Source organism: Trinickia violacea, assembly GCF_005280735.1.
In the GTDB taxonomy this organism is placed as follows: Bacteria; Pseudomonadota; Gammaproteobacteria; order Burkholderiales; family Burkholderiaceae; genus Trinickia_A; species Trinickia_A violacea.
Genome location: NZ_CP040077.1, coordinates 3,027,304 through 3,050,653 on the forward strand (window position 1 = coordinate 3,027,304; position 23,350 = coordinate 3,050,653).

32 protein-coding genes are annotated in these 23,350 nt (G+C 59.8%); 4 read left to right on the top strand and 28 right to left on the bottom strand.

Annotated elements, in window-relative coordinates:
- Window positions 1-15 precede the first annotated feature (15 nt).
- Both FAZ95_RS13680 and FAZ95_RS13685 read left to right on the top strand, forming a co-directional pair.
- Window positions 16-885 (top strand): intradiol ring-cleavage dioxygenase, encoded by an 870-nt coding sequence (locus tag FAZ95_RS13680; protein ID WP_137332952.1) that lies wholly within the window; start codon window positions 16-18, stop codon window positions 883-885.
- Window positions 886-1,172: 287 nt separating this feature from the next.
- Complete coding sequence (locus FAZ95_RS13685; protein WP_137332953.1) at window positions 1,173-1,394, top strand: hypothetical protein; 222 nt, start codon at window positions 1,173-1,175, stop codon at window positions 1,392-1,394.
- 39 nt (window positions 1,395-1,433) lie between these two features.
- Here FAZ95_RS13685 and FAZ95_RS13690 read toward each other — a convergent pair whose 3' ends face one another.
- Window positions 1,434-2,225, bottom strand: coding sequence for a DNA adenine methylase (locus FAZ95_RS13690; protein ID WP_137332954.1), 792 nt, complete (start codon window positions 2,223-2,225; stop codon window positions 1,434-1,436).
- 194 nt (window positions 2,226-2,419) lie between these two features.
- Here FAZ95_RS13690 and FAZ95_RS13695 point away from each other — a divergent pair, with 194 nt between their 5' ends.
- Window positions 2,420-3,343 (top strand): hypothetical protein, encoded by a 924-nt coding sequence (locus tag FAZ95_RS13695; RefSeq protein ID WP_137332955.1) that lies wholly within the window; start codon window positions 2,420-2,422, stop codon window positions 3,341-3,343.
- Window positions 3,343-3,603: a hypothetical protein gene (locus tag FAZ95_RS13700; RefSeq protein WP_137332956.1), complete on the top strand. Its 261-nt coding sequence runs from the start codon at window positions 3,343-3,345 to the stop codon at window positions 3,601-3,603. The genes FAZ95_RS13695 and FAZ95_RS13700 overlap by 1 nt, the downstream gene beginning before the upstream one ends.
- 62 nt (window positions 3,604-3,665) lie before the next feature.
- Here the strand turns inward: FAZ95_RS13700 and FAZ95_RS13705 are convergent, their stop codons facing one another.
- The 27 genes from FAZ95_RS13705 to FAZ95_RS13835 form a co-directional block, all read right to left on the bottom strand.
- Window positions 3,666-4,250: a lipase family protein gene (locus FAZ95_RS13705; protein WP_137332957.1), complete on the bottom strand. Its 585-nt coding sequence runs from the start codon at window positions 4,248-4,250 to the stop codon at window positions 3,666-3,668.
- Window positions 4,251-4,263: 13 nt separating this feature from the next.
- Entirely contained in the window at window positions 4,264-4,737 is a 474-nt protein-coding gene (locus FAZ95_RS13710; RefSeq protein ID WP_137332958.1) for a hypothetical protein, read from the bottom strand.
- A gap of 81 nt (window positions 4,738-4,818) precedes the next feature.
- On the bottom strand, window positions 4,819-5,211 hold the full coding sequence (locus FAZ95_RS13715; RefSeq protein WP_137332959.1) for a hypothetical protein: 393 nt from the start codon (window positions 5,209-5,211) through the stop codon (window positions 4,819-4,821).
- A 75-nt stretch (window positions 5,212-5,286) separates the two neighbouring features.
- Window positions 5,287-5,736, bottom strand: a complete 450-nt coding sequence (locus tag FAZ95_RS13720) for a glycoside hydrolase family 73 protein (RefSeq protein WP_137332960.1) — start codon at window positions 5,734-5,736, stop codon at window positions 5,287-5,289.
- Window positions 5,733-6,311: a hypothetical protein gene (locus tag FAZ95_RS13725; RefSeq protein ID WP_137332961.1), complete on the bottom strand. Its 579-nt coding sequence runs from the start codon at window positions 6,309-6,311 to the stop codon at window positions 5,733-5,735. The genes FAZ95_RS13720 and FAZ95_RS13725 overlap by 4 nt, the downstream gene beginning before the upstream one ends.
- A 30-nt stretch (window positions 6,312-6,341) precedes the next feature.
- Complete coding sequence (locus FAZ95_RS13730; RefSeq protein WP_137332962.1) at window positions 6,342-6,683, bottom strand: hypothetical protein; 342 nt, start codon at window positions 6,681-6,683, stop codon at window positions 6,342-6,344.
- The gene (locus FAZ95_RS13735; RefSeq protein ID WP_137332963.1) at window positions 6,680-7,054 is read right to left on the bottom strand and encodes a putative holin; all 375 of its coding nucleotides are present in this window, start codon (window positions 7,052-7,054) and stop codon (window positions 6,680-6,682) included. The genes FAZ95_RS13730 and FAZ95_RS13735 overlap by 4 nt, the downstream gene beginning before the upstream one ends.
- A gap of 80 nt (window positions 7,055-7,134) precedes the next feature.
- Window positions 7,135-7,653 (bottom strand): hypothetical protein, encoded by a 519-nt coding sequence (locus tag FAZ95_RS13740; RefSeq protein ID WP_137332964.1) that lies wholly within the window; start codon window positions 7,651-7,653, stop codon window positions 7,135-7,137.
- Window positions 7,654-7,662: 9 nt separating this feature from the next.
- On the bottom strand, window positions 7,663-8,880 hold the full coding sequence (locus FAZ95_RS13745; protein ID WP_137332965.1) for a hypothetical protein: 1,218 nt from the start codon (window positions 8,878-8,880) through the stop codon (window positions 7,663-7,665).
- 3 nt (window positions 8,881-8,883) lie between these two features.
- The gene (locus FAZ95_RS13750; protein ID WP_137332966.1) at window positions 8,884-9,426 is read right to left on the bottom strand and encodes a DUF4376 domain-containing protein; all 543 of its coding nucleotides are present in this window, start codon (window positions 9,424-9,426) and stop codon (window positions 8,884-8,886) included.
- 9 nt (window positions 9,427-9,435) lie between these two features.
- The gene (locus FAZ95_RS13755) at window positions 9,436-10,170 is read right to left on the bottom strand and encodes a hypothetical protein (RefSeq protein WP_137332967.1); all 735 of its coding nucleotides are present in this window, start codon (window positions 10,168-10,170) and stop codon (window positions 9,436-9,438) included.
- Between the two features lie 3 nt (window positions 10,171-10,173).
- A complete protein-coding gene (locus FAZ95_RS13760) occupies window positions 10,174-10,917 on the bottom strand; it encodes a hypothetical protein (protein ID WP_137332968.1) in 744 nt (247 codons plus the stop codon).
- Window positions 10,917-11,975, bottom strand: a complete 1,059-nt coding sequence (locus FAZ95_RS13765; protein WP_137332969.1) for a baseplate J/gp47 family protein — start codon at window positions 11,973-11,975, stop codon at window positions 10,917-10,919. The genes FAZ95_RS13760 and FAZ95_RS13765 overlap by 1 nt, the downstream gene beginning before the upstream one ends.
- A 5-nt stretch (window positions 11,976-11,980) precedes the next feature.
- On the bottom strand, window positions 11,981-12,421 hold the full coding sequence (locus FAZ95_RS13770) for a phage GP46 family protein (RefSeq protein WP_175425598.1): 441 nt from the start codon (window positions 12,419-12,421) through the stop codon (window positions 11,981-11,983).
- Window positions 12,422-12,465: 44 nt separating this feature from the next.
- Window positions 12,466-13,050: a phage baseplate assembly protein domain-containing protein gene (locus FAZ95_RS13775; RefSeq protein WP_137332971.1), complete on the bottom strand. Its 585-nt coding sequence runs from the start codon at window positions 13,048-13,050 to the stop codon at window positions 12,466-12,468.
- A gap of 13 nt (window positions 13,051-13,063) precedes the next feature.
- A complete protein-coding gene (locus tag FAZ95_RS13780) occupies window positions 13,064-14,359 on the bottom strand; it encodes a phage baseplate assembly protein (protein ID WP_217497398.1) in 1,296 nt (431 codons plus the stop codon).
- Window positions 14,337-15,617 carry a DNA circularization N-terminal domain-containing protein gene (locus FAZ95_RS13785; protein ID WP_137332973.1) on the bottom strand — a complete coding sequence of 427 codons (1,281 nt, stop codon included), beginning with the start codon at window positions 15,615-15,617 and terminating at the stop codon, window positions 14,337-14,339. The genes FAZ95_RS13780 and FAZ95_RS13785 overlap by 23 nt, the downstream gene beginning before the upstream one ends.
- Window positions 15,614-17,593 carry a phage tail tape measure protein gene (locus FAZ95_RS13790; protein WP_137332974.1) on the bottom strand — a complete coding sequence of 660 codons (1,980 nt, stop codon included), beginning with the start codon at window positions 17,591-17,593 and terminating at the stop codon, window positions 15,614-15,616. The genes FAZ95_RS13785 and FAZ95_RS13790 overlap by 4 nt, the downstream gene beginning before the upstream one ends.
- 193 nt (window positions 17,594-17,786) lie before the next feature.
- Window positions 17,787-18,110 (bottom strand): hypothetical protein, encoded by a 324-nt coding sequence (locus FAZ95_RS13795; protein ID WP_137332975.1) that lies wholly within the window; start codon window positions 18,108-18,110, stop codon window positions 17,787-17,789.
- On the bottom strand, window positions 18,107-18,481 hold the full coding sequence (locus FAZ95_RS13800) for a phage tail tube protein (RefSeq protein WP_137332976.1): 375 nt from the start codon (window positions 18,479-18,481) through the stop codon (window positions 18,107-18,109). The genes FAZ95_RS13795 and FAZ95_RS13800 overlap by 4 nt, the downstream gene beginning before the upstream one ends.
- Window positions 18,482-18,543: 62 nt before the next feature.
- Complete coding sequence (locus tag FAZ95_RS13805; RefSeq protein WP_137332977.1) at window positions 18,544-20,043, bottom strand: phage tail sheath subtilisin-like domain-containing protein; 1,500 nt, start codon at window positions 20,041-20,043, stop codon at window positions 18,544-18,546.
- 36 nt (window positions 20,044-20,079) lie between these two features.
- Window positions 20,080-20,352, bottom strand: a complete 273-nt coding sequence (locus FAZ95_RS13810; protein ID WP_137332978.1) for a hypothetical protein — start codon at window positions 20,350-20,352, stop codon at window positions 20,080-20,082.
- 3 nt (window positions 20,353-20,355) lie between these two features.
- Window positions 20,356-20,994 (bottom strand): hypothetical protein, encoded by a 639-nt coding sequence (locus FAZ95_RS13815; protein ID WP_137332979.1) that lies wholly within the window; start codon window positions 20,992-20,994, stop codon window positions 20,356-20,358.
- Window positions 20,994-21,446, bottom strand: coding sequence for a hypothetical protein (locus FAZ95_RS13820; RefSeq protein ID WP_137332980.1), 453 nt, complete (start codon window positions 21,444-21,446; stop codon window positions 20,994-20,996). Before FAZ95_RS13820 ends, FAZ95_RS13815 begins: the two co-directional genes overlap by 1 nt.
- 2 nt (window positions 21,447-21,448) lie before the next feature.
- The gene (locus tag FAZ95_RS13825) at window positions 21,449-21,715 is read right to left on the bottom strand and encodes a hypothetical protein (protein WP_137332981.1); all 267 of its coding nucleotides are present in this window, start codon (window positions 21,713-21,715) and stop codon (window positions 21,449-21,451) included.
- Window positions 21,716-21,769: 54 nt separating this feature from the next.
- A complete protein-coding gene (locus FAZ95_RS13830; RefSeq protein ID WP_137332982.1) occupies window positions 21,770-22,807 on the bottom strand; it encodes a major capsid protein in 1,038 nt (345 codons plus the stop codon).
- Window positions 22,808-22,907: 100 nt separating this feature from the next.
- Window positions 22,908-23,333 carry a hypothetical protein gene (locus tag FAZ95_RS13835; protein WP_137332983.1) on the bottom strand — a complete coding sequence of 142 codons (426 nt, stop codon included), beginning with the start codon at window positions 23,331-23,333 and terminating at the stop codon, window positions 22,908-22,910.
- Between the last annotated feature and the right edge of the window lie 17 nt (window positions 23,334-23,350).

The following is a 23,350-nucleotide window of genomic DNA, read 5'->3' on the forward strand; positions in this document are numbered from 1 at the left end:
AACCCAGGGCTCAACATGATCTTCGACAGACATTTTTCACGCCGCCGCTTCCTAACCACATCGCTCGCCCTCGGCACAGCGCTTCAATTTCCGCTCAGGAGCGAGGCCGCGCAATCGCAGGACGCGAGCCTGTGCAAGCTCAGCGCGGAGCAGGAAATCGGACCGTACTATCTGCAAGACAACCTGCTGCGCAGCGATATCACCGAAGGAAAAGCAGGCGTTCCTTTGATTCTCGATATCGCGATCATCGACAAGCGCCGCTGCGCGCCGCTTGCCAACGCGATCGTCGATATCTGGCATTGCGACGCGCGGGGCGTCTATTCGGGCTTCGCGAAGCCGAGCGACAGTCCGCCCACCATGCCGCCCGGCCCGCCGCCGACTGGCTGGGGAGATCCATCGCACGGCGGCCCCACGCACGACGGTCTACCGCCTGGTCCACCGCCGCAAAGCCAGCCCACCGACAAGCTGACTTTTCTTCGCGGAATTCAACGCGCGGATACCAGAGGCAACGTCACGTTTCGCACGATCGTTCCGGGACTTTATATGGGACGCACGAACCACATCCACTTCAAAGTGCGCATGCCGGACACGTCGCTCGCCGGCGAGCATGTAGCGCATGTCGGACAGGTCTTCTTTCCGGAGGACTTGATGGTGCGATTGATGCACACTGAACCGTATCGTCGCAATACGATCCCCCGCACGACGCAAAGCGAAGACCCCGTGTTCATGCACCAGCACGGCGACGCGGCCATCGCGCGAACGATCGCGCTGCATGACGATGCTTACGAGAAGGGTATGCGGGCGCAGGTCGTCGCGGTTGTCGATCCAGACGCGACGCCGCTGCCGGTCGGCGTCGGCGGGCCGCCGGAGCCGCGCGCGTCTTGATGGCCGAGCCAGAAAAAGAAAAAGGACTTACGGCATGACACCGTAAGTCCTTGATTTCTTTGGTCGGAGCGAAAGGATTCGAACCTTCGACCCTCTGATCCCAAATGAGAAATGTAAACGCTCATCTAAGCCTTTCAGAATAAGGCTTTGAGCGCTCACGTGTCTAATGAATTGCCTAAGAAATTGGCACGAAGCGACGCGGGTTTGCAGGGAACGGAATGGCAATTATTAGACACCCTTGCATGGCGATATACTGTACATCCATACAGTGTTTGAAGGGGCATGCCATGGATCCGATCTGGGAATATCGGTGGGAATTCTTTGAGGATGGCTATTGGGGCGGCATGAAACAGACCAGCTTCTGGATGACCGACATCGAAGCGGCCCGATGGCACGCATTCGGGAAGCCGCAAACGCGCCGCCTCGACGAGACGAAGCGCGATCGGAACACGGTCAAGATCGATTACAACGCCACGTCGACAGGCTTTCATCAAATGCGTGAGAAATAAGGCGGAGCGGTAATTTAACGCGATCCGGCGGTTCCAGGGTCAAAAGAGGCCCGGTGGATCTGCAGCTGTGTCCCAACTGTAAATGATCAGCTCAGTGCGCGCAGCTGCGTGCTCAGCACCGCCGACGGTGTAGTCGATCTCGACGTTATCGATCTGATAGCCATCGAACGTCGTTCGGATCGATGGATGGTCGTTCAGGCTGAGGATCGCTTTCCCCTTGATCGTGCGAAGCAGCTTTGCCATCTCCTCGTATTCGGACAACGGAAATGGCACGCCATAGCCTTCCGTCTGCCAGTATGGCGGGTCCAAGTAGAAAAACGTGTGCGACCGGTCATAGCGCCCGATACAGGTTTTCCAGTCGAGGCGCTCGATGTACGTGCCGGACAATCGTAAATGCGCCGCGGAAAGCGACTCCTCGAGGCGCAGCAGATTAAGCCCCGGTGGGGACGTGGTTGCGGTACCGAATGTCTGGGACTCTATCCGCGCGCCGAAGCAATTTTGCTGCAGGTAGTAAAAGCGCGCCGCCCGCTGGATATCGGTCAACGTCTCCGGCGGAGTGTCCTGCAGCCACTTGAACACCTGGCGGCTCGACAGCGCCCATTTGAATTGGCGCACGAATTCCTCGAGGTGGTTTTGTACGACCCGGTACAGGTTGATCAGCTCACCGTTGATATCGTTGATCACCTCGACGGCTGCCGGCGGCCGCATGAAATAGAGGGCCGCGCCGCCAGCGAAAACTTCGACATAACATTCGTGCTTCGGGAAGCGCGGCAACAAATGCTCAGCGAGACGGCGCTTGCCACCGATCCACGGCACGATTGGAATTCCCATGGTTAATTGCGGCTGGAAGCCGCACCTCCCCCATTCGACATTGTCAAGGATTGCAACGACTGCACATAAAGCTCTTATTTCGTGATACGAATACCCACCTCGGACCAATGTGAGACGACCTATGCCGATGGGATTACGGGGTGGCCGGAATGGGCGATGCTGCGCGGCAACCGCCGCACGGGTGGGAACGGCACATGTCGTATAACGCACTCCACGTCCCACTCGATATCGGAACTTGGCAATGCACCCTCATGTTGCGTTGCGAGTACGAAGAGCAGGCGCGCCGGCGCCAATGGGCGCGCGAACGGGATCGAGACCGGGACCGCAACAGGTCAACCAACCGGCATAGCTGGTCGTGGCTTTCTAGGCGCGACGCCGAGGATGAGGCGGAACACCGCCAGCGTGAGGATGACAGGTGCACCTTCTTGCGATATTTCCGGCCAAACTATGACTTCCGTCGGCTGATCCCGACCGACATTATGGCAATCACTTCGTTCCTCGGTGATCACCTGAACGTCGTACATTGGAACTTGCCCACCGACAACGCGAGCATCGAGCGGCTGCTCAAACAGGCCGTTGAGGACGGCAGGCTGGTGCCGGTTGTCGACCGCGATTGGCGCTCGTATCAGAGGACGTTCAGGCCGGCGCCCGCTCCGGAGCGGTGGCCCCAGTCATATGGTGGTGGTACATCGGTGCCAACGGCGCGCTACGGGCTATCAGCGGTAGTGAGCGGTGGACCGACGCTCGGGGACGCGTCGACGGCGGTGGAAAGCGCAGGCGCTAGTGGCGGTTTCGACTGGCTCGGCGTTGCTGAGACGGTTGCGAACGGTGCGCTCGATGGTGACTATGTCACAGCCACGGACGACGCCAGCGCGGGTGATGACACGCCGCTTGGCGATGCGCAGCCGTTCGAGCTGGCCGACGATACCAATTCGGGCGATGCGATGGACATCGCGGCTCGTGGCGTCAGCGAGGCGGACGAGGCTGAATGCTTTGCACAGTACGAACGCGACATGGACGAATGCACAGCCTTTCGGAGTGCAATGGGGGGGCAACGGTTCATGGATGCGTGCTCACAGCGGGCATTCGAAAACTACCAACAGTGCAGAGGCTATTGATGGCAAATCATCCGGAAAAACGGTGTGTCGTGGTCATGTGGTCAGATGAGAAACAGGCGCTGATTTCGTACACGCTCGATGTCTCCAAGGTGCTGGCCGTCACTCAACGACTGTTCCCTCTGGAACTGCCTGTAGCAGACTACAACTACACCTTCGATGACGAGTTTGCTCGCCAATTCGGCGGGGCGACGCTCAATTTGCTTGCGCTATCCAATCCAGATCTGAAGCCGCTTATCAAGGTCACCCCCGCGAAGGAATGACCACAAGGCTTCACTGATTTTCATACGAGTACCAACCGCACCCCGAGCACCATTGTTGTTCGTTACGACGCCGACAGTGCCGCGATCACGCGCTCGATGAAGTGATCCTCGACGTTTGGCACCGGCAGCGACGGTGTGCCGATCGGGGTAAGCGGCCCTGGGTGCTGCCACGGGTGAAGCAGACGCGGTACTAGAGGCACGACATCCTCACCGTTGCGATAGAGATGCACCTGCACGCCGTTCGCTTGCAACAGCGCTCCGAGCGTGTCGTCGACGCTGACGCGGGGCGGCTCGAAGGCGTAGACCTCCTGTGGCGCCCGGCCCGCAAGACACAGTACGCCGGCATATAGCAGCGCCAGCGCCGCACCTTCGCTGTGCCCAACCGCCACGTCAGGCGTCGGCAACGCCATCAACGGATCGCGGATCGAACAGAACGCCTGCCAGAATCCTGCGTGCAGCACACCGAGATCCGGAACATTCACAATCTCAACGTCCAGATCTGCAAGCCAGCACGCGATGTTGTTCGTGCCAGGGAATGCGATCGCACTCCCCTCCACGATCGCACGCGCGGCGCTCGCCTCGGCGCCTATTTGAGGCGGCGACGTGTAAGCGCGCTGCGCGAGTAACGCGTAGTCTCGTGGTGTCATGGCGCGCCTCACGCTACTGGATCGGTGCCCCGCCAGCGGGCGGCGTCGATGCCGCTTCCGGCGCAGATGCGGCCGTCGGCGTGGCCGGCGCATACGTCGTCGCAGCAGCGTTCAACGCGCCGTTGGCGAGTGTCAGCGCGCCGCCGATCTCCTGCTTGAGCGATGGCGAGACGTTGGGCATTGACGCCAGCTTTTTCACAGCAACCGGGATCGTGGTTTGCGCGAGCGTCTGAACCGTGCTCGCGTCGATCGTGGCGTTCGTCGCGCACAGCGCCTTCATGTCGTCGATCGCCAGATCCACATCGGGGTCGAGCGTGTACAACATTTGCGCGTCCGTTGCCACCGGGTTGAAGAAGGCACATGCGTTACCCACGCGGGTTTGGATATCGCCAATAACAGCGGCGAATTTCTGCTGGGCCGCAGTGCTGCACGCGGTGATTTGAGCGAGCAGGAGCAGTCCTGCCGCGATTTGCAGCATGCGATTCATGGTTGTCCTTCGGAGTTGTGCCGCGGACGCGGTAACAGATTGACGGGAGAGTGGGTTGTGCCGCGCTTGCGGCAGTGATGGTTACTGCAACGTAGCCTGCTGCTGCGGTTGGGCAGCGGCGGCCGGCGGCACCACGAGTGCTTGCGCAGGCACGGGCGCCGGGGCAACCGGTGACACCGGCGCTGCGGCAACCGGCTGAGCGTTGGGCGCCGTTTGCGCTGCCGCCTCGGACAGCGCCTCTTCGCTGGTTACTGCTGGATCGATCGTCGACTGGATACCCGTGATCAGGTTCGTCAAGGACGAGGAGCTCGACGGCTGGTTCTTGGCAGCGTGATACACCCCGAGCCCGACCAGAGCCTGCCCGATGGCGAAGATCAACTGTTGCTGGTCAGCTCCCCGAAAGAAAACGAGCAGCGCCCACAAGGCAATCAGCAAAATCGTCGCGACAAACTTCATCCACAGTGCTGTTTTCATAGTGCTTCTCCAAAAAGAAAAAAAGCCGCTCGAGGCGGCGACATGAACAACGGGAAAATGACAGCTCTGGGCCGATCAGGCGACGTCGAGCAAAGTAAGGTGGTGGGCTCGGATGATCGCGATCACCATTGCGGCGTAGGTTGGCGCAGTCGAATAGCCACAACGCGCTATTGCCGTCGCGAACGCGGGACCGTTCGTGCAGGCGAAAGCCGGTTTGTAACGCGGATTCCGGATCAGAAACGCAGCGTGATCATCAATGCTGCCCAGCCAGTTTTCATAGGCGCGGAAGCGCGCGGTGACCTGCACCACCCTGCCGTCAGTAACCTCGTGCGTAAGCTGCGTCGTGAACGGCCCGTGCCAGAACCTGTCGGCCTTGATGCCGAACAGGTTCAGCCCAGGTGCGTGTAGCCCCCACCCCGACTCGAGCGCTGCCTGTGCGACCGTGACGCTCGCCGGTACTCGGGCTGTCCGGGCGCATGCCCGTGCCGCCGGTGCGATCGCGGCAATAAATTGTTGTGGCGTCACGATGGATACCTCCCATGATCGGCTGTGCCTTTGTCAGCCGCGGATTGTGTTGAGTGTTCGGTCGCGCCTCTGAAATAGAACGAAAGCGAACCCTTCAACTCGTTGAACCACTGCGCGATGAGAGCACCGACCGTCATGCTCGCCGTCGGGTTCTTCAGCAGTTCGTCGGCTGTCCCACTCAAGATCGCGGCGACGATACCGAGCCCACCAGAAAGCAGCCAGAAAGTGATTGCCGGTCGCACCCAGTCGTGAGGCGGGTGTGCGGCAGAATACGGTGCACTATCGTGACCAATCGCCTGGCTCGTGTACGACGCAGCCGCCGCCTGCGGACGATTCAACTCGGCCGTGGCAGCCAACTGCTGCACCAGGGCCTTTACATTGGCTTGCAGCCCCTGCAGCTTCACGGGCGCATCGGGATCAGAGGCAAGCGCGGCGGACACCGCCGGCGGCGTCGCATCGGTACCCAGCACCGCCGCGATCAAGGCACCCACTGCGGCACCCGCAGGGCCATCCAATAGCCTGCTGATGACCGGCGCAGCGCTGCCGACGCCCGCTGCGATATCTGACCATTCCATAATCCTCTCCTTTTGCCACCCCGCCCGACGTCATGAGGCTCGCCTCGCGCGGATCAGCCTCACGGCATGCATTGCGATCACAAAATCTCCCCGCACAAGTCGAATAAGCCACAACACCACCGCATTGACCGCAACTTCAGTTGGCTCCACGGGAGTGTGGTAGTAGCCGAACCACACCCGAATGGCGAGCACGCCATAGCCGACCACGAACGCATACCGGACCAGAGCTGCACGTCGCACGATCAATGAATCCCCCGTCATCCGGGTGAACATCAGGATTCCTACGATCACGGTAGCAATCAGGCCGTTGCTCATCAGGAGCGCGAAGTCAAGCGCCCCATGCGCGTGAAAATAAACAATCAGGCCTTTCATGACTGTCTCCCTAATATCATGTCAACGAGGCGGTTCAGAATCTGCGGTATCGCCACTTCCGACCAGTCCAGCACAATCATCGCTACCACCACGACAGATGCAGCAGAAATAAATGCGGCGAACCACTCTGGTAGCCAGGCCGCAGCTGCGCGTACCGCTGGCGTGATCGCATAGCCGCCGACAAGCGAAATGCCGAAGTAAATAGCCTTCTTTAGGCGCGACGGCTCCCTAGTCCGAAGCAGGAACAGCACGGCACCACAGAACACTCCGCTGAGCATCCCCAGTCTGGGTTCTGCTTCAATGACGCCTAGCGCGACGCCAGCAGCGACACCGACCAACATTGCGCTGGCCGCCGAAACAGGTTCAGGCATGCGCCCCCCTTCAAAAGAAAAACCCGGCGCGTTGGCCGGGTTTCGTTGCGAGCCGCATCAAGGCGGTCTGAGTTGAGTGTCTACGACCAACTGATTGACTTCACAGCGGCGACCGTCGCCGCACCTGCGATCTGCGCGGTGAGTGATAGCCGCTTGCCGATCGCTGCGCCCGACGCTGCGAGATAGGGAGCAGATTTTTGCAGCACACCCGCTGCAAGAGCAGCAACGGCCTGCCCGGACGCCTGCGCAATTGCCGATAGCAGAAGCGTCGTTGCCGCGTTGTTTGCCGTGTATGCGGTCGCCTCGGCGAGTTGCTGTCCCCACGTTGCGACCTCGAGATCCGGATACGCGGTTGTAATCGCTGCGAGTGCCTGATTGCACGCCGCGTTGATGATCGAGGTCTGCGCGGTCTTCGCGGCAGCTAGCTCAGCAGCTGTCTCTGCTCGAATCACCCAGTTGCCGCTCGCCGGGTCCGCAACCACCACGCTGCCCGGACCACTATTCGCCGGTGGAGCTACCCCAAGGCAGAACGGCACATCCGTTTCATCTGATACGCTGCCCGCATACTGAAACGTGTCAGGAAAATACAGGTATTTCATGATCGAGCCTCAACCGACTTTCAGAATGGTCATCGCGCCTTGCAAGTGCAACGGCGCAGCGCTTTGCGAACCGAGGACCTTCGAAAACCCCATCCATAACGATTGGCCACCCCAGTTCGGCTGAACGCCGCTGATATTAAGTGACCCCAAATAACCTGAGACCGTTTGAGTCGACAATGGGTAGTCCGCGAACCGCTGGACCGCGTACTGATAGACACCGGGAAACGAATATGCGACGCCGACTGCAAATACCATCTGTGCCGGCAACTGGTATGTGTCACTGGACCACGCAATGATTTTCGCGTTGCCGCACAGGATGTAGACGCCGCCCGGCAACACCATCGTACCGTCGGAATTGATCGTCGCCTGCAGACCGTTAAAGAAGTTCGTACCGATGCGAAAGTCGATCTGATACCAGCTGCCCTGATCGATTCCGATGCCGCCATTCGCTTGACCGCTGTTGCCAAGTTCAACGACAACACCGGGCAACGACGCGAGAGACGCAGGTTTGTTCAGGATCTGCGCTACGCCCGACGTTGCGTTCCAGTCCGCGTTGACCTGCTTAGCGAGCAGGCCGGCAGGGCTCACACTCAGCAGGTTGCCGACTGAAGGGTCGAGCACCACCGAGGCCTGAAGCGGTGAAGCGACCGTTCCGGAGCCCGACAGCGTGATGCTCTGGCTCCCCTGCATCTGCACCATCTGCAGGAATGTCGTCAAGTCGACCGTGACATCCGGCTCGCCATCGACCCCGTGAAGCACAAGAATGCCAGCCTGAAGCGACGCGCTCGCGAGATGCGCGTCGACGGCCGCAAGATTGACAGTCAGCGTTACGCCCGCCTCGTTCGTGAACGTCAAGACCTTGTTGACTGCGTCCCATGTCTGCGAGGTGACCGTCTCATGCGCCTTGACAACAGCGTCTGTGAGTAGCGGTTTTCCGTCGGCGCCGACCAGCAGCACATTTCCCTGATCCGACGACACGCCGCGGTAAAGCTTGTTTAGCGCGTCGACGAGATCGTCGTAGCGGTTCGCGGTGGGCGCAACGTTCGCCGCCTGGAGTACCCGCAACAGGTTCCCCAACAGATCATTCATTGGGTCAGCACTGACCTTTGTGCCGTTCACGCCCTTTGCGCAATCGCGGCCCCATCCGCCGTTCCCAACCGGCGGAACCGTCTGTCCAGCCACAACGTTCGGCGGGACGCTAACCGAATCAATGAGAAAACCCTGCATGGCTCACCCGATCGCAACTGCGTTGGAGGGGAACATCGCCGTGCCGCCAGCCTGAAGGGCCACGAGCGCCTGCTTGCACGCTGACACATATTTCGCAGCGGCCTTCGCAAAGGCCATGAAGGTCGCTGTGTCGGGAAACACATGTGGCTGCCCGCTGGCGTCCGCCCATGGAAAGGTCGTAGCTCCGTTCGTGAATTCCTGGTACAGCGCGATGAACTGCGCTTCCGCGCTGATGTTGGCGGCGTCGGAATCGGTAACGCCGTAAGTGCCGTTCAGCGTTGGTGTCGAGGAGCTCGTGACAACGAGTCCCTGAGCAACTGCCGCAGCGTACTGCCCCGCCGGAGTGGGCGGTGATGGTGGGGGAGCCGCGAACGACACCGAGCCGTCAGCGGCGTGCGTAACGATCCATCCAGGCAGTGCATAGTCGGGCACGCCATAGGCATTCTTGGGCGGAGACGCCGGATTGAAATGTGGGACCTGGGACAAGTCGAGTACGACGGTCAAATACTCGGTCCCGTTGAACGTGGCAGAACAACCGTATTTCATGCCGCTTCCTCAGAAAGTAAAGGACGTGTAGTTTCGCGGGGTAAACCAGTTCCCCGACTGCTGTGTCGTGGTCGCGATCATGCGCGATTCGCCATTGGCAAAGACAATGGTCAAAAAGTCATCGACAACGGTCGGCCCGGCGGACGAACCGTACGCCGGCGTCGTACTCCATGACATCGCCGCGATGCCGTTCGGCGCGACCTGGGGCTTGTTGTTAATGCTGTTCTGGAGGCCATTGATCTGCCCTTGCAAATTGTTGACGTCCGCGTTCAAGGCATTCGCGACACCGCCAATCGAGTTGTTCAAGTTCGCAACGTCCAATGCGAGTTCAGCCTCGAACACGACATTACCGAGATCGGTCTGATCCACCGTGACCGCGAGCCCGCCGGTCGTACGCCAGCCAACATAGATTTGGTTGGCACCTTGATTAGCGCCGCCGCCTTGACGCACATACGGACCGAGCTTCGAGATCGTCGTTTGAAGTTGCTGCGCGGATGCACCGATCAATTCCTCAATTGCCTGAAGCAAGTCGTCGTATCGATTCGGTGTCGGAGCAACCCCGGCCGCCTGCAATACGCGCAACAGGTTCCCGAGCAGATCGTTAAAGAAGTCCGCATCCGGCGTGGTGCCGTCGACGCCAGGCTGGCAATTCGTACCCCACCCACCACCGCCTGTGGGCGGAATCACCTGCCCCTGAACCGTAGTGCCAGGCGCCGGCACATCGTTGATATTGAAGCCTTGCATAGATCAGAACTCCCGATATTGAACGCACACGTGCGCTGGAATGAGTTTCGAGATGAGACACATAATCGGCGGCGGATCGGCACCGCAAATCGGCGAGCATCCCAACTGAAAACCGCAAGAACCCATCTGCGCATAACGTGTCGCGACTGGTGGTGCACAGTTGCCCGATGAAAGATCGTTGCACCCCATCTCGCTGCAGCCCATATCTGCGCTCGCGGTGTCGGCATTCGCGTTGACATTCACCAGCAGGAACTGCCGGCATCCATGCAACGCAGGAGCGTCCGGGCTACCGCCGATTTGCATACATCCAAGTTGGCCACAACCCATCGAAGACTGCGGCACCCCCCACTCCGCGAGGCTGCCTTGCGGATACCCGAGCCACGCGGCAACCTGCTGGAGGAAATTCAACGTCGGGCCGGCGCACGAGCTGTCCTGAAGTTGAATCCATTCGCATAGCATCCCGGTCGTGAGCGGTGGAGACGGACAGTCGCTCGGGTAGCCGAAGATCGCGGCCCACCGCGCGAGCATCGTCGTTGCCGTGCAGGGAAACAACTCGGCCAAAATGCCGCAGAGATAAGTCGCGCACTCTGAAAAACCAACTGCAATCGCGCGCCAGAAACGACTGATAACCCGCGTGTCGTCGCCGAGATCCCAGATAGGCCCCTTCGGCAAATTCTGCTGAATGGCCGTGATGTACTCGTCTTCACTCCACCCGCAGCTATCGCCGGTAATGGTGCAATCAGACATCAGCACGTCTCCCAATCGATCACGGCATTCGTGAAGATCTGCGTGGGTGGCTTCGGCACGAAAGTCGATTGCGGCATCGAATAGTCGAACAGCGCGGCTGTATCGATTACACGCCCCAGATCTTGAGCCGTATAACCGCGACCAGGCGATGCCGTGCGGACGAGATAACTGTCAACGTCGCTTTGCACATCATCCTGAATTGTCTGGTTGAACGGACTCGGACACCGGATCGTCAGATTGAGCGGTACGCCGACCGGCAACCGTGCCATCGGAATCGCGCCAACTGGCTTGCGGCACGGATCAGAGAGGTAGGCTTGCACGATCGCTACATCGGTTTGCTGGGGAATTCCGTAGGTGTTCGGATAGGCGTTGTCCATCATGAAATAGACGTTGATGACGTTGCCAGCCGCATACGCCCAGGCTCGCGTAACACCCGGTACCTCCAGCGCCCAGTCCACGTAGTCCTGCAGCGTGCCGTACCGGTTGCGGCGTTGCATACGCGCGATCATCCGCGCCCGCAGATCGTCGTCGTTCTCGATGTCGGCGCCACCGCCAAGGCCAGCAGCCCCCACCGTCGCGTCAGAATCCAGACCCGGCACGCTCGACATGAGCGACAGCGGCTCGCCTGCCAGCGCATTCGTCGCTGAGCCGGTCGTAGTCGCCATCACGTTCACGATCCCGTTTCCTGTCGCGTCGAGCTCAGCATCCGCCTGCGTGGTGTACTGGGTCTCGTCCTCGCGAGAAAAGATCGTTCCGGCGGGAATTGGCGTATTGGCGATGCCTGTGACGGCGACTGGCCCAATCGCCGCTGTCGGCATCTTGATATAGACGCGGAATAGGTTTGCCCATCGCTGGAGCCACACGCCCGTTGCTCTGTCAGGCATCGCCTGACGCAGAATATTTACCGCCTGTGCATAAAGCTCCCAAAGCATTCCGCCGACAACCGTTGCCGCGATCCACAGGTTGTTCGGGAAAATCCACGCATCTGAATTCGGCAGCTTCGCGCGAAAGGCTTGCCGCATCCGCTCAATGAGGCTGTCTTGAGTCGGTTGATCCATTCCGTTCAGGTCCAGTAACGCCGGAACTCCCGGCTATAGATAATTCGCCCGTCGCGCCCGTAGAGCACGGGATTGATGAACATCGCGCCTTGAGGTTTGTTCGCAGCGACAACGCACTGCTGCCGCGCGGCTGCACCCTGATCAACGAGTCGCTGCATGGCGTCGCTCGCATACGACCCTGCGTACTCGATCACCTTGTCCGTCAACGCCTGTCGATACAGCACCCATAGAAGGCTTCCGGGCGGGAATGGGCTGTAGATATCGCCCCACCATCCGCGGCGGTCTTCAGGGTTATCGAGGAAGGGACAATCGACCGGCGCGCGCGCTTCAGTAAAGAGCTGAATGATTACCGCGCTGTGCAACTGGTTGTCGGCCGCCAGATCGCCGTTGCGTACCTGCCAGTCCGGCAGATTCGAGAAATCCGACATGTTCATCGGGTCCGGCATGACGACAAAATCCCACCCGTCTCCATACGTCGGCGTGCACTGAATCATTGCGGACCTCCCGACAGATCCGTGCCACGTTGAACTTCGTCATGCCGATGGCGACCGCCGGAGACGTTGCAGAACACCACGTCCGTCTTGCCAGTCACCGTTCCGCTTGCCGTCACGTCACCGGTAACGGTCTGTTCGCCGGTCTGATCGAAATTGCCGACAAGCGTCACGTTGCCGGTAATACGAAGATCGCCTATGAGATCTGCGCCCTGCGGCACTTCGATACGGAGTTCGTCGCCGAGCAACTGGATCGTTCCGTCGTTCTTGAAGTGGATTCGATGCGGCCGACTTGCATTGATGAACGAATACACAGCAACCTCACCGTCGGCAACGTCATAGCGGAAACGCCGGTCGCCCACGACCACCACGACGTTGTGCGACTCGTCGCCGTCGATGCACTGCGCGATGGTTTCCGATCCAATCTTCGGCATTGCGGCCAGGCCGTACGGCTCGATCCACTCCGCTGTCTTCTGTTGATCCGCAAGCCCAACCAGCGTCAATACCTTGTTGGCCGCATTGGCAACACCAACGACAAAAGCGCGCCGGAACGTAGTTCGGGCGCGCTGATTCGCGTCACTCATAGAAATTCTCTCGCTACCGGGTCCAGAGCGGTGAGGTCCCGGCCTTCCCTGTCGATTTGCCAGCCGACGTCGCCGAGACAGGCTCGGGCGTATAGGCGCCTTGCGGCGCGAGTTCCATTTCGGTCACCGTTCCCGACGCGTCCTTCCGATGTTCGACACTCGCGATCAGCAGTTCATGATCGAGATTGAGCCGGTCGTCAGTCACCCGAATCAGTCGGTTCACCTGCCACAGCGAACCATCGGGCGCATGAAAGCCCTGAACGGTTACTTTGAGGTTGACCGACTCGCCATAGTCGCGCGACATCTGCCATTGCGCGCGCTCGAGCGTAACGCCCGGATCCGTTGGCCCCTCCGGACGCACGATGCACGGGCGGTACCGGGTCGTCGTCTTGCCGGTCGGGCTGGTGTAGTTCGCGATTGCTGGATCATTGACGGTCGCGGACGGCGCAAGATGCGCCTGCGCCTTCTTGACGTAAGCCGCGTGCTGCGCGTTCGTCCAGACTACCGCAGCCGACCCAACATTTCCGAAATCAGGGTCGCTCTGCTGCCCTTTTGCGATGTACTGGGAGAAGCGCTTGGTCCAATCGAATTTTGCTGCGGCGTGTTTGACGTGAGGTAGCGCGAACGAATAGCGGTCGCTGCCAGATCGGGCAATTTGGAGATCTCCATCCGGGCGGCTGAAGACCAGAAGGCCCGACAGCTTGCACAGCCTTTGGATTGTGTCATATGCCTTTTCTCCTTGATTGATTTCAAAGTTACCGATGCGCTGGCGTCCTGCACTGCGCGCGCCCGTGCCGCTCTTTCCCTTGCCGCCCTTCGAGGTCTTTTTCACGATTGCCGCGCCCTTTCCGTTGAATCGCGCATTGGCGACGCGCGACGGCGCATCCGACTCCGGATCAGTGTGTATCCCGATTCCATAGGGTTTGACGATGGCCGAGATGATCGACATGGCGTCGGCGCCACGGAAATTTCCGCCTGGCACGACCGTCGACGAGTCAATCAGATCGCCGGCCTTGGACCGGCCCGAGATATTGACCGTATGTTCTGTCTCGCCAATCTGGATCTCCAGCGCATCGACATAGCCCGTGCACACCAGCGTCCCGTCAATGAACAATCGGGCGGACGCGCCTGGCTGGATCCGCCATGCCTCGCTACGGCCGTACCATCGCTCAGTGACATCCAGCCCGAACGCGATCGCACCGTGCTTGATCGATTGCGTCACCTTCACCGACTTCCAGCCTTCGAATGTCAGCCCGTCAACCTCGAGCGTGACAAGGTTTGGGTAGTCAGTCTGTTGCGTCACGGGCATATTGAATCTGAGGCGGCAAGAATGATCCATTCATCGCGCCATTGCGATCAATCAGCTCGAGCGCGCGGGTCGGGTCGTCATACAGATCGTAGGCCACCGACAGCGAGGTTCGACGCACGGTGCCATTGAGCGTATCGAGCGGCTGCAAGTCGTCGGAGACCGTCGCGAACTGTTCACCGACGTACCGCAACATGTCCGAGAACATCTGGTGGATTTCCATCTGTCCATCGATAGCCGCCTGCGACTGTGCGTTCAGCACGCGCTGCGCAAAGTCGTAACGCGCCGCCATCGCGCTATCGCGATCCGGATAATCCGCGTCGAGCACGGCCTTTCCCAACTCGCCGAGCGCGGTACGCGACACAAGCGATTCGATCGCTTGTGCAGCATTGTTGAGAATCACAATCTGACCGGACGTCCCGGCGACGCGCGGCAGCGAAATATCTGACGTATCGCGCAGAGACTGCATCAAGAGTGCATAAGGCTGGAAATCCGTCATCGGAGACGTCTCAACGTCCAGCTCCGGCGCACCGCTCATCGTCACCTGAGGCTGATCGATGCGGTCGTCAAATACCGCGGTCAGTCCCTGCACGAGGTCCACGACGGACAGCGCGGTGTCAAGCGTCCCGAATGTGCCGGGTGCAAATGCTGCGACAACGGCAATCAAGCCCCGCAAGTCGAAATTTGTCGCGATGAACGAAAGCGTGTTTGCCTGCCCCACCCACGCGATTGCAGTCGACAGATAGCCATCGACCAGCTGCCGCACGTCGCGCGTCATGTCGCCAGCGTTGATCGCGTCGAGATACGCCGCGACTGCTTGATCGGCGAGCGACTGCGCCGTGTCGGCAATCAGGCCCGTGTTGTTGGTGACCTGAAGCGGCGACGCGTCACCACTTTCCCGAACGAATTCGATCGATACGTCAAATCGCCCGAGCACGTCTTTCGACGCGCGAATCTCCCACGTCTTGATCCGCGCGCTGATGTATCTCCGTTCGTATGGGTGATACAACGACCCGGCACTGGGTTGCTTGAATGCCGCCTTGAGCTCGTCACGCTTTCTCGCCAAATTCGGCTCGGTGATATAGCCCTCGAGCTTCCCCGTGTCCGGGGACATGCCGTTATCTTCGTTGTACCAGTCTTCCCGGTTCGGAAATTCGTGCGTGATGACGCGGCGACCGCCTCCGTCACCAAGATCGGCCGTTTCGAACTCAATGCCTCGAAACGACGCCTTGGTGATATACGGCTGAATGATGTCTGTCATGGCGTCACCGTCGATACCCCGACGTTTCCGACGATATTCGGCGCCCCGCTCTTATCGACGCCCGACTGGGAGACCTTCAACCCCTGATCGGCCGAGATGCGCAGGTCGATGCCGAGCTTGCCCTTTGTGTTGACCTCCACGGGTCCCGCCATCTTGACCTCTTGCGGTCGCTCGCTGATCGTCCGCGCGGGCGCTCGCCCCAGGAGGCGCGCATTTTCTTGCGCGCGATCCCGCATCTCTCCCGCGGTGACAGGGTTAATGGTCGAATCATTCAGCGCTTTCAGGTGACCCGTAAGCTTGTCGCCGAAACCGACGAGATTCGCCTTCTTCGTGGCAGCGTCGATGATCTTCTGGTCTTCGCCGTTTGCGTTAAACAGACTTGCAACCCCGGCCATGAATCCGCCCTTGTCTGCCGCAGCTTGAACGCTCTTGATCTTTCCCGAGATGATGTCGATCGATGCCGCAATCGCTCTGATGGTGCCGGAGACCAGGTCCGCCACAACCTGCACCGCCGCGAGCGCAACGCTAAATGCATTCGCGAATCCAGCGGCGATTTCAAACTTTGCGCCGGCATCTCCAACCGCAGTGTCAACGCTATCGAACGACTTACCCACCTCGCTCAACGACGTCCAGACTAGCGAAAGGGTATCCCCAATCTCTCCCAGAGCAGAACGAAAAATCTCCCATACACCACTACCGAATGCCTCAACCAGTGGCTCGACCGCATCCCAAACGCCAACCAGATTGCTCCATACCTTCTCAACAACAGGCTGGATCTTGTCCCAGTTGTAATAGATGAGAGCAGCAGCCGCGGAGAGCGCAAGCAACCATGGATTCATGCTCGTGATCGCCCGCAATGCACCGCCCGCTGCTCGAGCCGCGCCGCCCATTAATCCGACCATCCTGGCTGACATCGCAGCAGCCAGACCAACCTCGCGAATCTCGGTCACGAGTTGCCCCCCGGCGAGGAAAGTGAAACCCATCTGCGCCAGCCTCGCCGTGGTGGCTAACACGATCAGGCCACCGGCCGCCGCGATTGCTCCGCTCGCGATCTTGAACAGCGCGGGATGCGCTTTTTCGAACGCGCCGATCTTGCTTGCGAGACCCGACGCCTTGTTCGCGAGCCATTCCATCTTGTCCGCGAACAGGTTCACCAAGAGCCCCTGCTTCGCAAATTCGAGCTTTTTCAGCGACTTCGCATACTTCTCAACCTTCTCGACCTGTTCGTCCGAGAATACCCCGCCTGTACTGTCAGCCTCGGCAAATGCCTTGCGAATCCCTTCCTTGCCTTCGGCCATGAGTGCTGCCACTTCCCGCGCTTTCATGCCGAACATCTTCTGCGCAGCATTGTTGCTCTCGGATTCGAGACGCCCGGCGAGCGATGCATTTCCCTGATCGCGAAGCTTGTTGATCCGATCCATGTGTTCCTTGAATCGTGATGCAACGTCCATTGCGACATCGGTGATGCCGCGCACGTTCCCCTTCGCGTCCTTCACTGCGACGCCCATTTGTTTAAATAACTCGGCCTGATCCTTGGCTTTGCCGCGCGCAACATCAAATGCCGTCTCGCCCATCTTCGCCAGGCCGCGCGTCAGCACATCGGCATCCACGCCTGCCTGCTCAGCCGCATAGCTCCAACGCTGCATTTCTGCTACGGGCATACCGATGCTGGCGCCCTGCATCCTCAGATGCTCGACCTTTTCGGATAACTCGTTCAGGCTCTCCACTGCCCCACCGGTCGCCAGTGCGCCACCTAGTGCGCCGAGAATGCCCGAGGATCCCCATAGGCCCTTCGTGTGATTGGCGATCATCTGCATTTTCTCGCCAACGGTAGCCGCCATGTCGTTCATCATGAACTTGGTCCTGTCGTGAACGACGCGCGCCATCTCGCCGAGCCGCGCGTTGATCCTGTTGCAGACCTCGCTGACGCCCTCAGTGGCCGTGATCTCGACCTTAGACTTGAATGCAGTGGACATGGTACGGATCGAATTTGATGAGCCGCACATCGGCGGCTCTGGTTGATGCGTTACCCGGAATGCCTGTCGGCGTAGCTAACGGCTCGAGTGTGCATCCGAATAAGATCAGGCAGGCTTAGCGCCATCACAAACGCCGGATCGAGTTTGACATTGAACAGCAGATCGTCAATCAATTCGTCCAGGTTCGACGGCGTCACCCGAAAAAAGAGAACATCTTATCCGTCACTGCCGAAATGTCTTTGCGCGACATGGTGAGCAGCAACGGGCGGTGGATACCCGTAACCGCAGACACGTACGACAGCAAGCGATCGCGATTGAGCTCGACGCTGCTCGATCTGCCATCGTCCACCGGGACCATCCGGAACGGGTCGCCGATCTTGACGAAGGTGGTCGTGTCCGGGTCTTTAAGCACGAGTTTGTCGTGAGATTTCCCCTCCTGATCGATCAGGGGCTTGCTCAGCGGAACGATTACCTCACCGCTTTCATCGACCATCGTTCCCTGTTTCGTTTCGCTCATGATCCATTCACCTTACGACATGCCTTGCTTGCGATTTTGAAATTGCTGATTTCACCCTTTTCGGTGTTCAGCTTCGGTTGACCGACGACGTGCGCCTTCGAGAAAACAAAGGTATCGCCATTGACGAGTTGGATCGTCACCGGCACGTCGCACAGGGTGTACAGCGTCTGCAAATCGAGATCGCTCGAGTACGACAGCGTGCCCTCGGCCGACGCGGGTGTCGGCTTCTGCGTGATGTAGATCGTTCCGTCCTGGTTTGCATCCGCGGAGCGCTCAAAATTCAACGGTTGAATGTCGAATGCCCCGCGCGCGGAAATCTGCTGTCCGTTGACATTGAGGTAGAACGTGCCCGCAATAGCGCAGTTCGGCATATGCCTCTCCTAAAGCAAAAAGACCGCGGTCAGGCGGTCTTTCGGGTTGCGTGACTGCCGGCTCAGTTCGTTGCCGGGTACTGGTTGTAGAACTGGACGAGAATCTTGCCGATGCGCCACTGGTTGACGAAATCGGGTGGCAGGATCATGTCGACGCAGTTCGGATCGGAATCGCGCTGAACCAGTAGCAGATTCGCGAACTCGTCAACGTTTTCGATGACGTTCAGGTCCGCGAGCTGGTCTGCAAGCGCGATGATGTAGGTTCGAATGACGCTTGGCGTCACTGCGTACTGCCCCGGAAATACCGGGTTCCCATCATCCTTGAGCGACACCCGCGGGAACGTGGTCGAAATTCCGCTGTTCATGTACTCGATGAAGTACATGAGCTGTGCCATCGTATTGATGTCGAGATACGAATTGTCAGCGACACCCAGCCCGTTGACCTGGTAGGTCGTCAGCAGTCGATCGAGGCGCACCACGCCTGCCTGATCCACCGTCGTCGCACCCATGCCCTTGTAGTAGAGCATCTCGCGCACCTGTTTGTTGAAGCGGTCGGGGATCTCCGGTGCGTAGATTCCCGTCAGCTCGATTGTCTGTTCTGGCCGGGACAGTTCCGGCGCGTCAGACAGGTACACAAGCGCGTATGCGGCAAGCGCGGCGGAAACTTCCCACGGCGCACTAGGCGTTCCATACAGCCCCAAAATCGACATGTGCTGGTCGTTGTTCGTCGCGCCGAACGCGGCGAGTGCTGCAGGTGTCAGCGTCGTGCATGCGCTGAACGCCGCTCCGTACACCATCCGCATTGCCGCCCACCGACCGTTCATGTCGTCAAAGAAAGTCCGCGACGTTGCCAGGCTGGTTGCGTCGGTGTACGGCATCGCGACCCACTTGAACGGCTCATCCCCGAGCGTCGCCAGCGCGGCAGACATATCGGGATTGCCCGCGCCAACTGCGCCGGGCGCTACGGCAAGCGTCACCCCAGTCACCGGCACACCGATGCCGTTATAGGTCACGCGCACGTCGATGTGGCCGGCCGTCTCACCAGCGTGATTCGCCGTCAGCGTCACCGTGTTGCCGTTTGCCACCGCCGACACCTTGGCCTGCGGATCAGCGGTGATTGCGGCGGCCAGCCCATTGGCGACATCCGTTGCAGCATCGCCAAGCAATACGGCTGTCGTGTACTGGACGCCACCGACATAGACACCAGCGAGACCCGGACTCTGAAATTTCGCCGGATCAAGCGCGCACGTAACGATCCACGTACCCTTGATTGAAGCCGCGGCGTCGAGAAGCGGAAGCGCCCACATCTCCGCGAAGCCGCTCGTTTTGCGCACAATCCGCGCCATGTCGGCGAGCATCGAACTCTGCCCGAACAAGCCGTTTTCGTTACCGACGATCTGCACGGGCGCACCAGCACCCGCACTGCCGTTCGGCAGCATCTGACCGATCAGGAGGACACGCTCCGTCGACTGGAAATAACCGGCCTTGCTGTTGTCGACGCCGAAGTACAGGAACGGCACCCGGACGCCTTGCGGCACTCCCGGAATCGTGATGTCAGGCATGTAATTCTCCGAAAATCGTATGCGTATGCGTGTGCGTCACGCGGTCGGCGCGGCTTGCGCGCCCTGGCTGGCAGCCGCACCACTGGCAGTGGGCACTACAGTGGCCGTCGCGGTGGGCACCGCAGTCGTCACCGGCGCGACCGCCTTGGCCGGCGCCGGGGGTGTGACTTCCACGATGTCACCGAACCGCAGAAGGCTCATGTAGTACGGGTTGACAGGCACGTTTTCGCCTTCAGCCTTCAGCTCGCGGTAGCCGCGTTCAGGCATCAACACGATGCCGCGCGTCGGCTTTACGAATTTGGTCAGCATGAGTTACTCCGGAAACTTGGGATTGAACTGAACGAGGTCTTTGCCAAGCTGCACGCCGGCCTTGACGCACGACATTTGTGGGGGCGCCAGGCATGCGCCGGTCACGATCTCGGGTGGCAGACAGTTTTCAACGTAGTGCACTGTCAAACTAAATCGCCGAAGGCCAATGCGCGCCTGTCGCTCACTGTCCATTGCGCGGGTCGACTGATACTTGGAGATCCGCTGCACAAGCAGATTGAAGCCAATGGGTTTTCCGGCTTCGTCCAGGACGGGCTGGCGATAGAGCCGATCATCCCAAAGGACCTTGCGCCTAACCTGCTCCTCCATGTTGTCGAGCAGCATTTCGGTGTCGAAGTCCGTGCCCATGCTCGCGTACATTTCGATGTGCACGACGAGGTCAACGTGGGAGCTGAAATTCATCGACATGCCCGCACCGAAGTCTCCATCCTCTGAGTCCGTGTATACGGATATCGCTGGTAGTTCGACATCGGTTTGCAGCAGCTGCAGCGGCTCGGAATGACTGTCAAGCACCCGGTCTAGCGCTTTCGTGGACCCAGTCGCACACGATCCAGACTGCAACGCCGTATTCGGATCAGACAGGATCGTGACGATCGCTTGCCTTATTGCGGAACGAATCAGCATCACGCGCTCCCGCTGCAAAGAAACGTCGAAAGATCCGTGTAGAAATTCGGGTCACCGGGCCCGCTGATCTCGAGCAACGGTAGCCGCACCTCGCCCCACGGATTTAGCTTGACATCCTTCACTTCGTAAAGGATGCCGCGCACCACCATCAGCGATCCGGTCCCGTTCCGCGTATGGCCTTCGGCGTACTGCTTGTACTTCACAGGCACGACTGCGAAGTCCGCGATCAGCCCCCGAAGCTTCGGATTGACCTCAGCCACTTCGAGCACAGCGCCCCCCAGATGAAGGTCGTCTGGCGGTTCAACGAAATGCATGAATACCCAATCGTCCTTCCCGCCTGACGGGCGGTGCTTCACCCATTCACCAAACTCGGCAAGTTGAGCCTTCACCGCCTCGACGTAATGCCCCGCAAATCCACCGACGTAGCCAGCCGGAAGCCAGTCGGTCGCCATGATCAGGCAGCCGGCGGCTCGGTCAGGGTCACGGTCGGCCCGGTCTGCGTCGGTACGATCGGCTTCGCCTCGGGCGGCGCATCGGCGTCGACCGCAAAATGCCGCTTGACCAGCGTCGCGCCGATATCGTCCGAGACGGTGAACTGTTCACCAGGCGAGATCCATTTTTCGACGCCGGTACGCTTGTAAGTGGGCTCTCCACCGTTCTTGCCCGGAATCTCGACGATCGGGCTATCGACTTTCAGTCGACGCTTCGCAATCAAATCCATGACACCACCTTCAACGGGTATGCACAGCCACTACATTGAGTGACCGATCTGGCTTTAGAGGACCGTAGCGGCGACGGTTGCGTTCGGACGACTCGGCACCAACAGCGGTGCCGATTGCGTCATCAGCATCGCGGCGCTCGGGTCGTGCGACTCCCACATCTTCGCGAAGAACTTCTGTGCGAGGAGCGACGCGACGTCCTGAATCGCTCCGAATGCCTGGACGCCTGCGATTCCGTCGTCACCGGATGCGACCATCAGGACCGTTCCCGGTTCGAGATACGGCATCTTGTTGCCCTGTTCGTCGCGATACCAGTCCTGGTAGACCCACAGGTTGAAGTTGCCGAGCTGCCCCTTGTAGAGGTTTCGCTTCTGGACAGCCGGCAGCACGTTCGGCAGCGGACCGCCCAGATTCTGGTAGCGTTTGAACAGATCAACGAACACAGGGTTGTTCTTGATCGCGTTCCAAACGTCCGGCGTCACAATCACGTCGGAGCCGGCCGCGCCCGTCGCCTCGAGGATGAGCATCGACCACGCCTCGAGGTCGTCGAGGGGCGTAGCGGTCGGCTGCGACCAAAGCGCCGGGCCCGCCAGTGCGATCGTATTGTTGGGATCGCGCGCGAAATCCACCGTTACGGACGGATAGTCATCGCCGACGACAATGACTTGGCCTTTCGCCAGCACCTGTGCGGCCATCCATTCGAGGCGACGCTCGATTGCGCGCAGTTGCTTCTGCAGCGCACGCTGCGTTGCCAGCAGGAAACGCTCTTGCGGATCGAGCGTTCCGGCGCCGAGCGCTTCGCCGGCCGCCCGACGAAGCGCTTCTTCGGGCTGGATCGCGTGCTTCGGCTTCAAGTAGGCCGGTGCGAATGACTGAACGATTCGGCCTTCGCGACGCATCGGGCGCCCCGCGACGTTCGGGCTGACGAACGGGGCGATGCTTTCGTTCTCGGTGAAGCGTTCGAACAGGATTTCCTTGGTGTCGAACTCCATCACCGTAGGGAAGAACGAGTACAGCAGAAAGTTTTCCGGCTCGAAGACGGTCTGGATCAACTGCACCAGCTCGGCGGTATCGAAAATGCTATATGCGGACATGCGCAACTCCCATGCACGGACCGGGTACGCAATGTCCGGCCGCAGAAATGAAAACGGGCCGCGCGAAGCGACCCATGAGGAGGTGGTGGTAGCGGTTTGATCAGTTCATCTTGCGCAGACGGACCGTGCCGGCATTGTTCAACGCGCCCTTTGCAGCGAGCAAATCAGCGGGCGCCACGGTCGCACCCTGCATGGTTATTGCCAGTTCATTGAAGTCACCTTCGGCGTACACCTGCAGCAAATAGCCACCCGCAGCATGCGCGGTCGACTGCGCTGCGGTGATATTGCTCGGGCAGATGAAGTGTGCGGTCGCACCTGCACCAGCTGCAACGGTGTTGACCGTATTGGTCGCCGGATTGAACGACAGCAGATCACCGCGCGCATACGCGACGCCGCCCGTCAAATAGACTTCGACGAGGTGAACATCGGCGCTGACGACAAGTTGATCGGGCGTGTAACCCACTTCGCTGCTGAATGCCTGGTATGGGTCAGCTAGATTCGGGTCGTTTTGCGGATAAAAGTCCATGGTCGTGCTCTCCTATG

Excerpts from the sequence above, each read along its gene's own strand:
- FAZ95_RS13680 (WP_137332952.1), top strand. The coding sequence starts at position 16 with ATGATCTTCGACAGACATTTTTCACGCCGCCGCTTCCTAACCACATCG.
- FAZ95_RS13685 (WP_137332953.1), top strand. The coding sequence starts at position 1,173 with ATGGATCCGATCTGGGAATATCGGTGGGAATTCTTTGAGGATGGCTAT.
- FAZ95_RS13690 (WP_137332954.1), bottom strand. The coding sequence starts at position 2,225 with ATGGGAATTCCAATCGTGCCGTGGATCGGTGGCAAGCGCCGTCTCGCT.
- FAZ95_RS13695 (WP_137332955.1), top strand. The coding sequence starts at position 2,420 with ATGTCGTATAACGCACTCCACGTCCCACTCGATATCGGAACTTGGCAA.
- FAZ95_RS13700 (WP_137332956.1), top strand. The coding sequence starts at position 3,343 with ATGGCAAATCATCCGGAAAAACGGTGTGTCGTGGTCATGTGGTCAGAT.
- FAZ95_RS13705 (WP_137332957.1), bottom strand. The coding sequence starts at position 4,250 with ATGACACCACGAGACTACGCGTTACTCGCGCAGCGCGCTTACACGTCG.
- FAZ95_RS13710 (WP_137332958.1), bottom strand. The coding sequence starts at position 4,737 with ATGAATCGCATGCTGCAAATCGCGGCAGGACTGCTCCTGCTCGCTCAA.
- FAZ95_RS13715 (WP_137332959.1), bottom strand. The coding sequence starts at position 5,211 with ATGAAAACAGCACTGTGGATGAAGTTTGTCGCGACGATTTTGCTGATT.
- FAZ95_RS13725 (WP_137332961.1), bottom strand. The coding sequence starts at position 6,311 with ATGGAATGGTCAGATATCGCAGCGGGCGTCGGCAGCGCTGCGCCGGTC.
- FAZ95_RS13730 (WP_137332962.1), bottom strand. The coding sequence starts at position 6,683 with ATGAAAGGCCTGATTGTTTATTTTCACGCGCATGGGGCGCTTGACTTC.
- FAZ95_RS13735 (WP_137332963.1), bottom strand. The coding sequence starts at position 7,054 with ATGCCTGAACCTGTTTCGGCGGCCAGCGCAATGTTGGTCGGTGTCGCT.
- FAZ95_RS13740 (WP_137332964.1), bottom strand. The coding sequence starts at position 7,653 with ATGAAATACCTGTATTTTCCTGACACGTTTCAGTATGCGGGCAGCGTA.
- FAZ95_RS13745 (WP_137332965.1), bottom strand. The coding sequence starts at position 8,880 with ATGCAGGGTTTTCTCATTGATTCGGTTAGCGTCCCGCCGAACGTTGTG.
- FAZ95_RS13750 (WP_137332966.1), bottom strand. The coding sequence starts at position 9,426 with ATGAAATACGGTTGTTCTGCCACGTTCAACGGGACCGAGTATTTGACC.
- FAZ95_RS13755 (WP_137332967.1), bottom strand. The coding sequence starts at position 10,170 with ATGCAAGGCTTCAATATCAACGATGTGCCGGCGCCTGGCACTACGGTT.
- FAZ95_RS13760 (WP_137332968.1), bottom strand. The coding sequence starts at position 10,917 with ATGTCTGATTGCACCATTACCGGCGATAGCTGCGGGTGGAGTGAAGAC.
- FAZ95_RS13765 (WP_137332969.1), bottom strand. The coding sequence starts at position 11,975 with ATGGATCAACCGACTCAAGACAGCCTCATTGAGCGGATGCGGCAAGCC.
- FAZ95_RS13770 (WP_175425598.1), bottom strand. The coding sequence starts at position 12,421 with ATGCCGGACCCGATGAACATGTCGGATTTCTCGAATCTGCCGGACTGG.
- FAZ95_RS13775 (WP_137332971.1), bottom strand. The coding sequence starts at position 13,050 with ATGAGTGACGCGAATCAGCGCGCCCGAACTACGTTCCGGCGCGCTTTT.
- FAZ95_RS13780 (WP_217497398.1), bottom strand. The coding sequence starts at position 14,359 with ATGCCCGTGACGCAACAGACTGACTACCCAAACCTTGTCACGCTCGAG.
- FAZ95_RS13785 (WP_137332973.1), bottom strand. The coding sequence starts at position 15,617 with ATGACAGACATCATTCAGCCGTATATCACCAAGGCGTCGTTTCGAGGC.
- FAZ95_RS13790 (WP_137332974.1), bottom strand. The coding sequence starts at position 17,593 with ATGTCCACTGCATTCAAGTCTAAGGTCGAGATCACGGCCACTGAGGGC.
- FAZ95_RS13795 (WP_137332975.1), bottom strand. The coding sequence starts at position 18,110 with ATGAGCGAAACGAAACAGGGAACGATGGTCGATGAAAGCGGTGAGGTA.
- FAZ95_RS13800 (WP_137332976.1), bottom strand. The coding sequence starts at position 18,481 with ATGCCGAACTGCGCTATTGCGGGCACGTTCTACCTCAATGTCAACGGA.
- FAZ95_RS13805 (WP_137332977.1), bottom strand. The coding sequence starts at position 20,043 with ATGCCTGACATCACGATTCCGGGAGTGCCGCAAGGCGTCCGGGTGCCG.
- FAZ95_RS13810 (WP_137332978.1), bottom strand. The coding sequence starts at position 20,352 with ATGCTGACCAAATTCGTAAAGCCGACGCGCGGCATCGTGTTGATGCCT.
- FAZ95_RS13815 (WP_137332979.1), bottom strand. The coding sequence starts at position 20,994 with ATGCTGATTCGTTCCGCAATAAGGCAAGCGATCGTCACGATCCTGTCT.
- FAZ95_RS13820 (WP_137332980.1), bottom strand. The coding sequence starts at position 21,446 with ATGGCGACCGACTGGCTTCCGGCTGGCTACGTCGGTGGATTTGCGGGG.
- FAZ95_RS13825 (WP_137332981.1), bottom strand. The coding sequence starts at position 21,715 with ATGGATTTGATTGCGAAGCGTCGACTGAAAGTCGATAGCCCGATCGTC.
- FAZ95_RS13830 (WP_137332982.1), bottom strand. The coding sequence starts at position 22,807 with ATGTCCGCATATAGCATTTTCGATACCGCCGAGCTGGTGCAGTTGATC.
- FAZ95_RS13835 (WP_137332983.1), bottom strand. The coding sequence starts at position 23,333 with ATGGACTTTTATCCGCAAAACGACCCGAATCTAGCTGACCCATACCAG.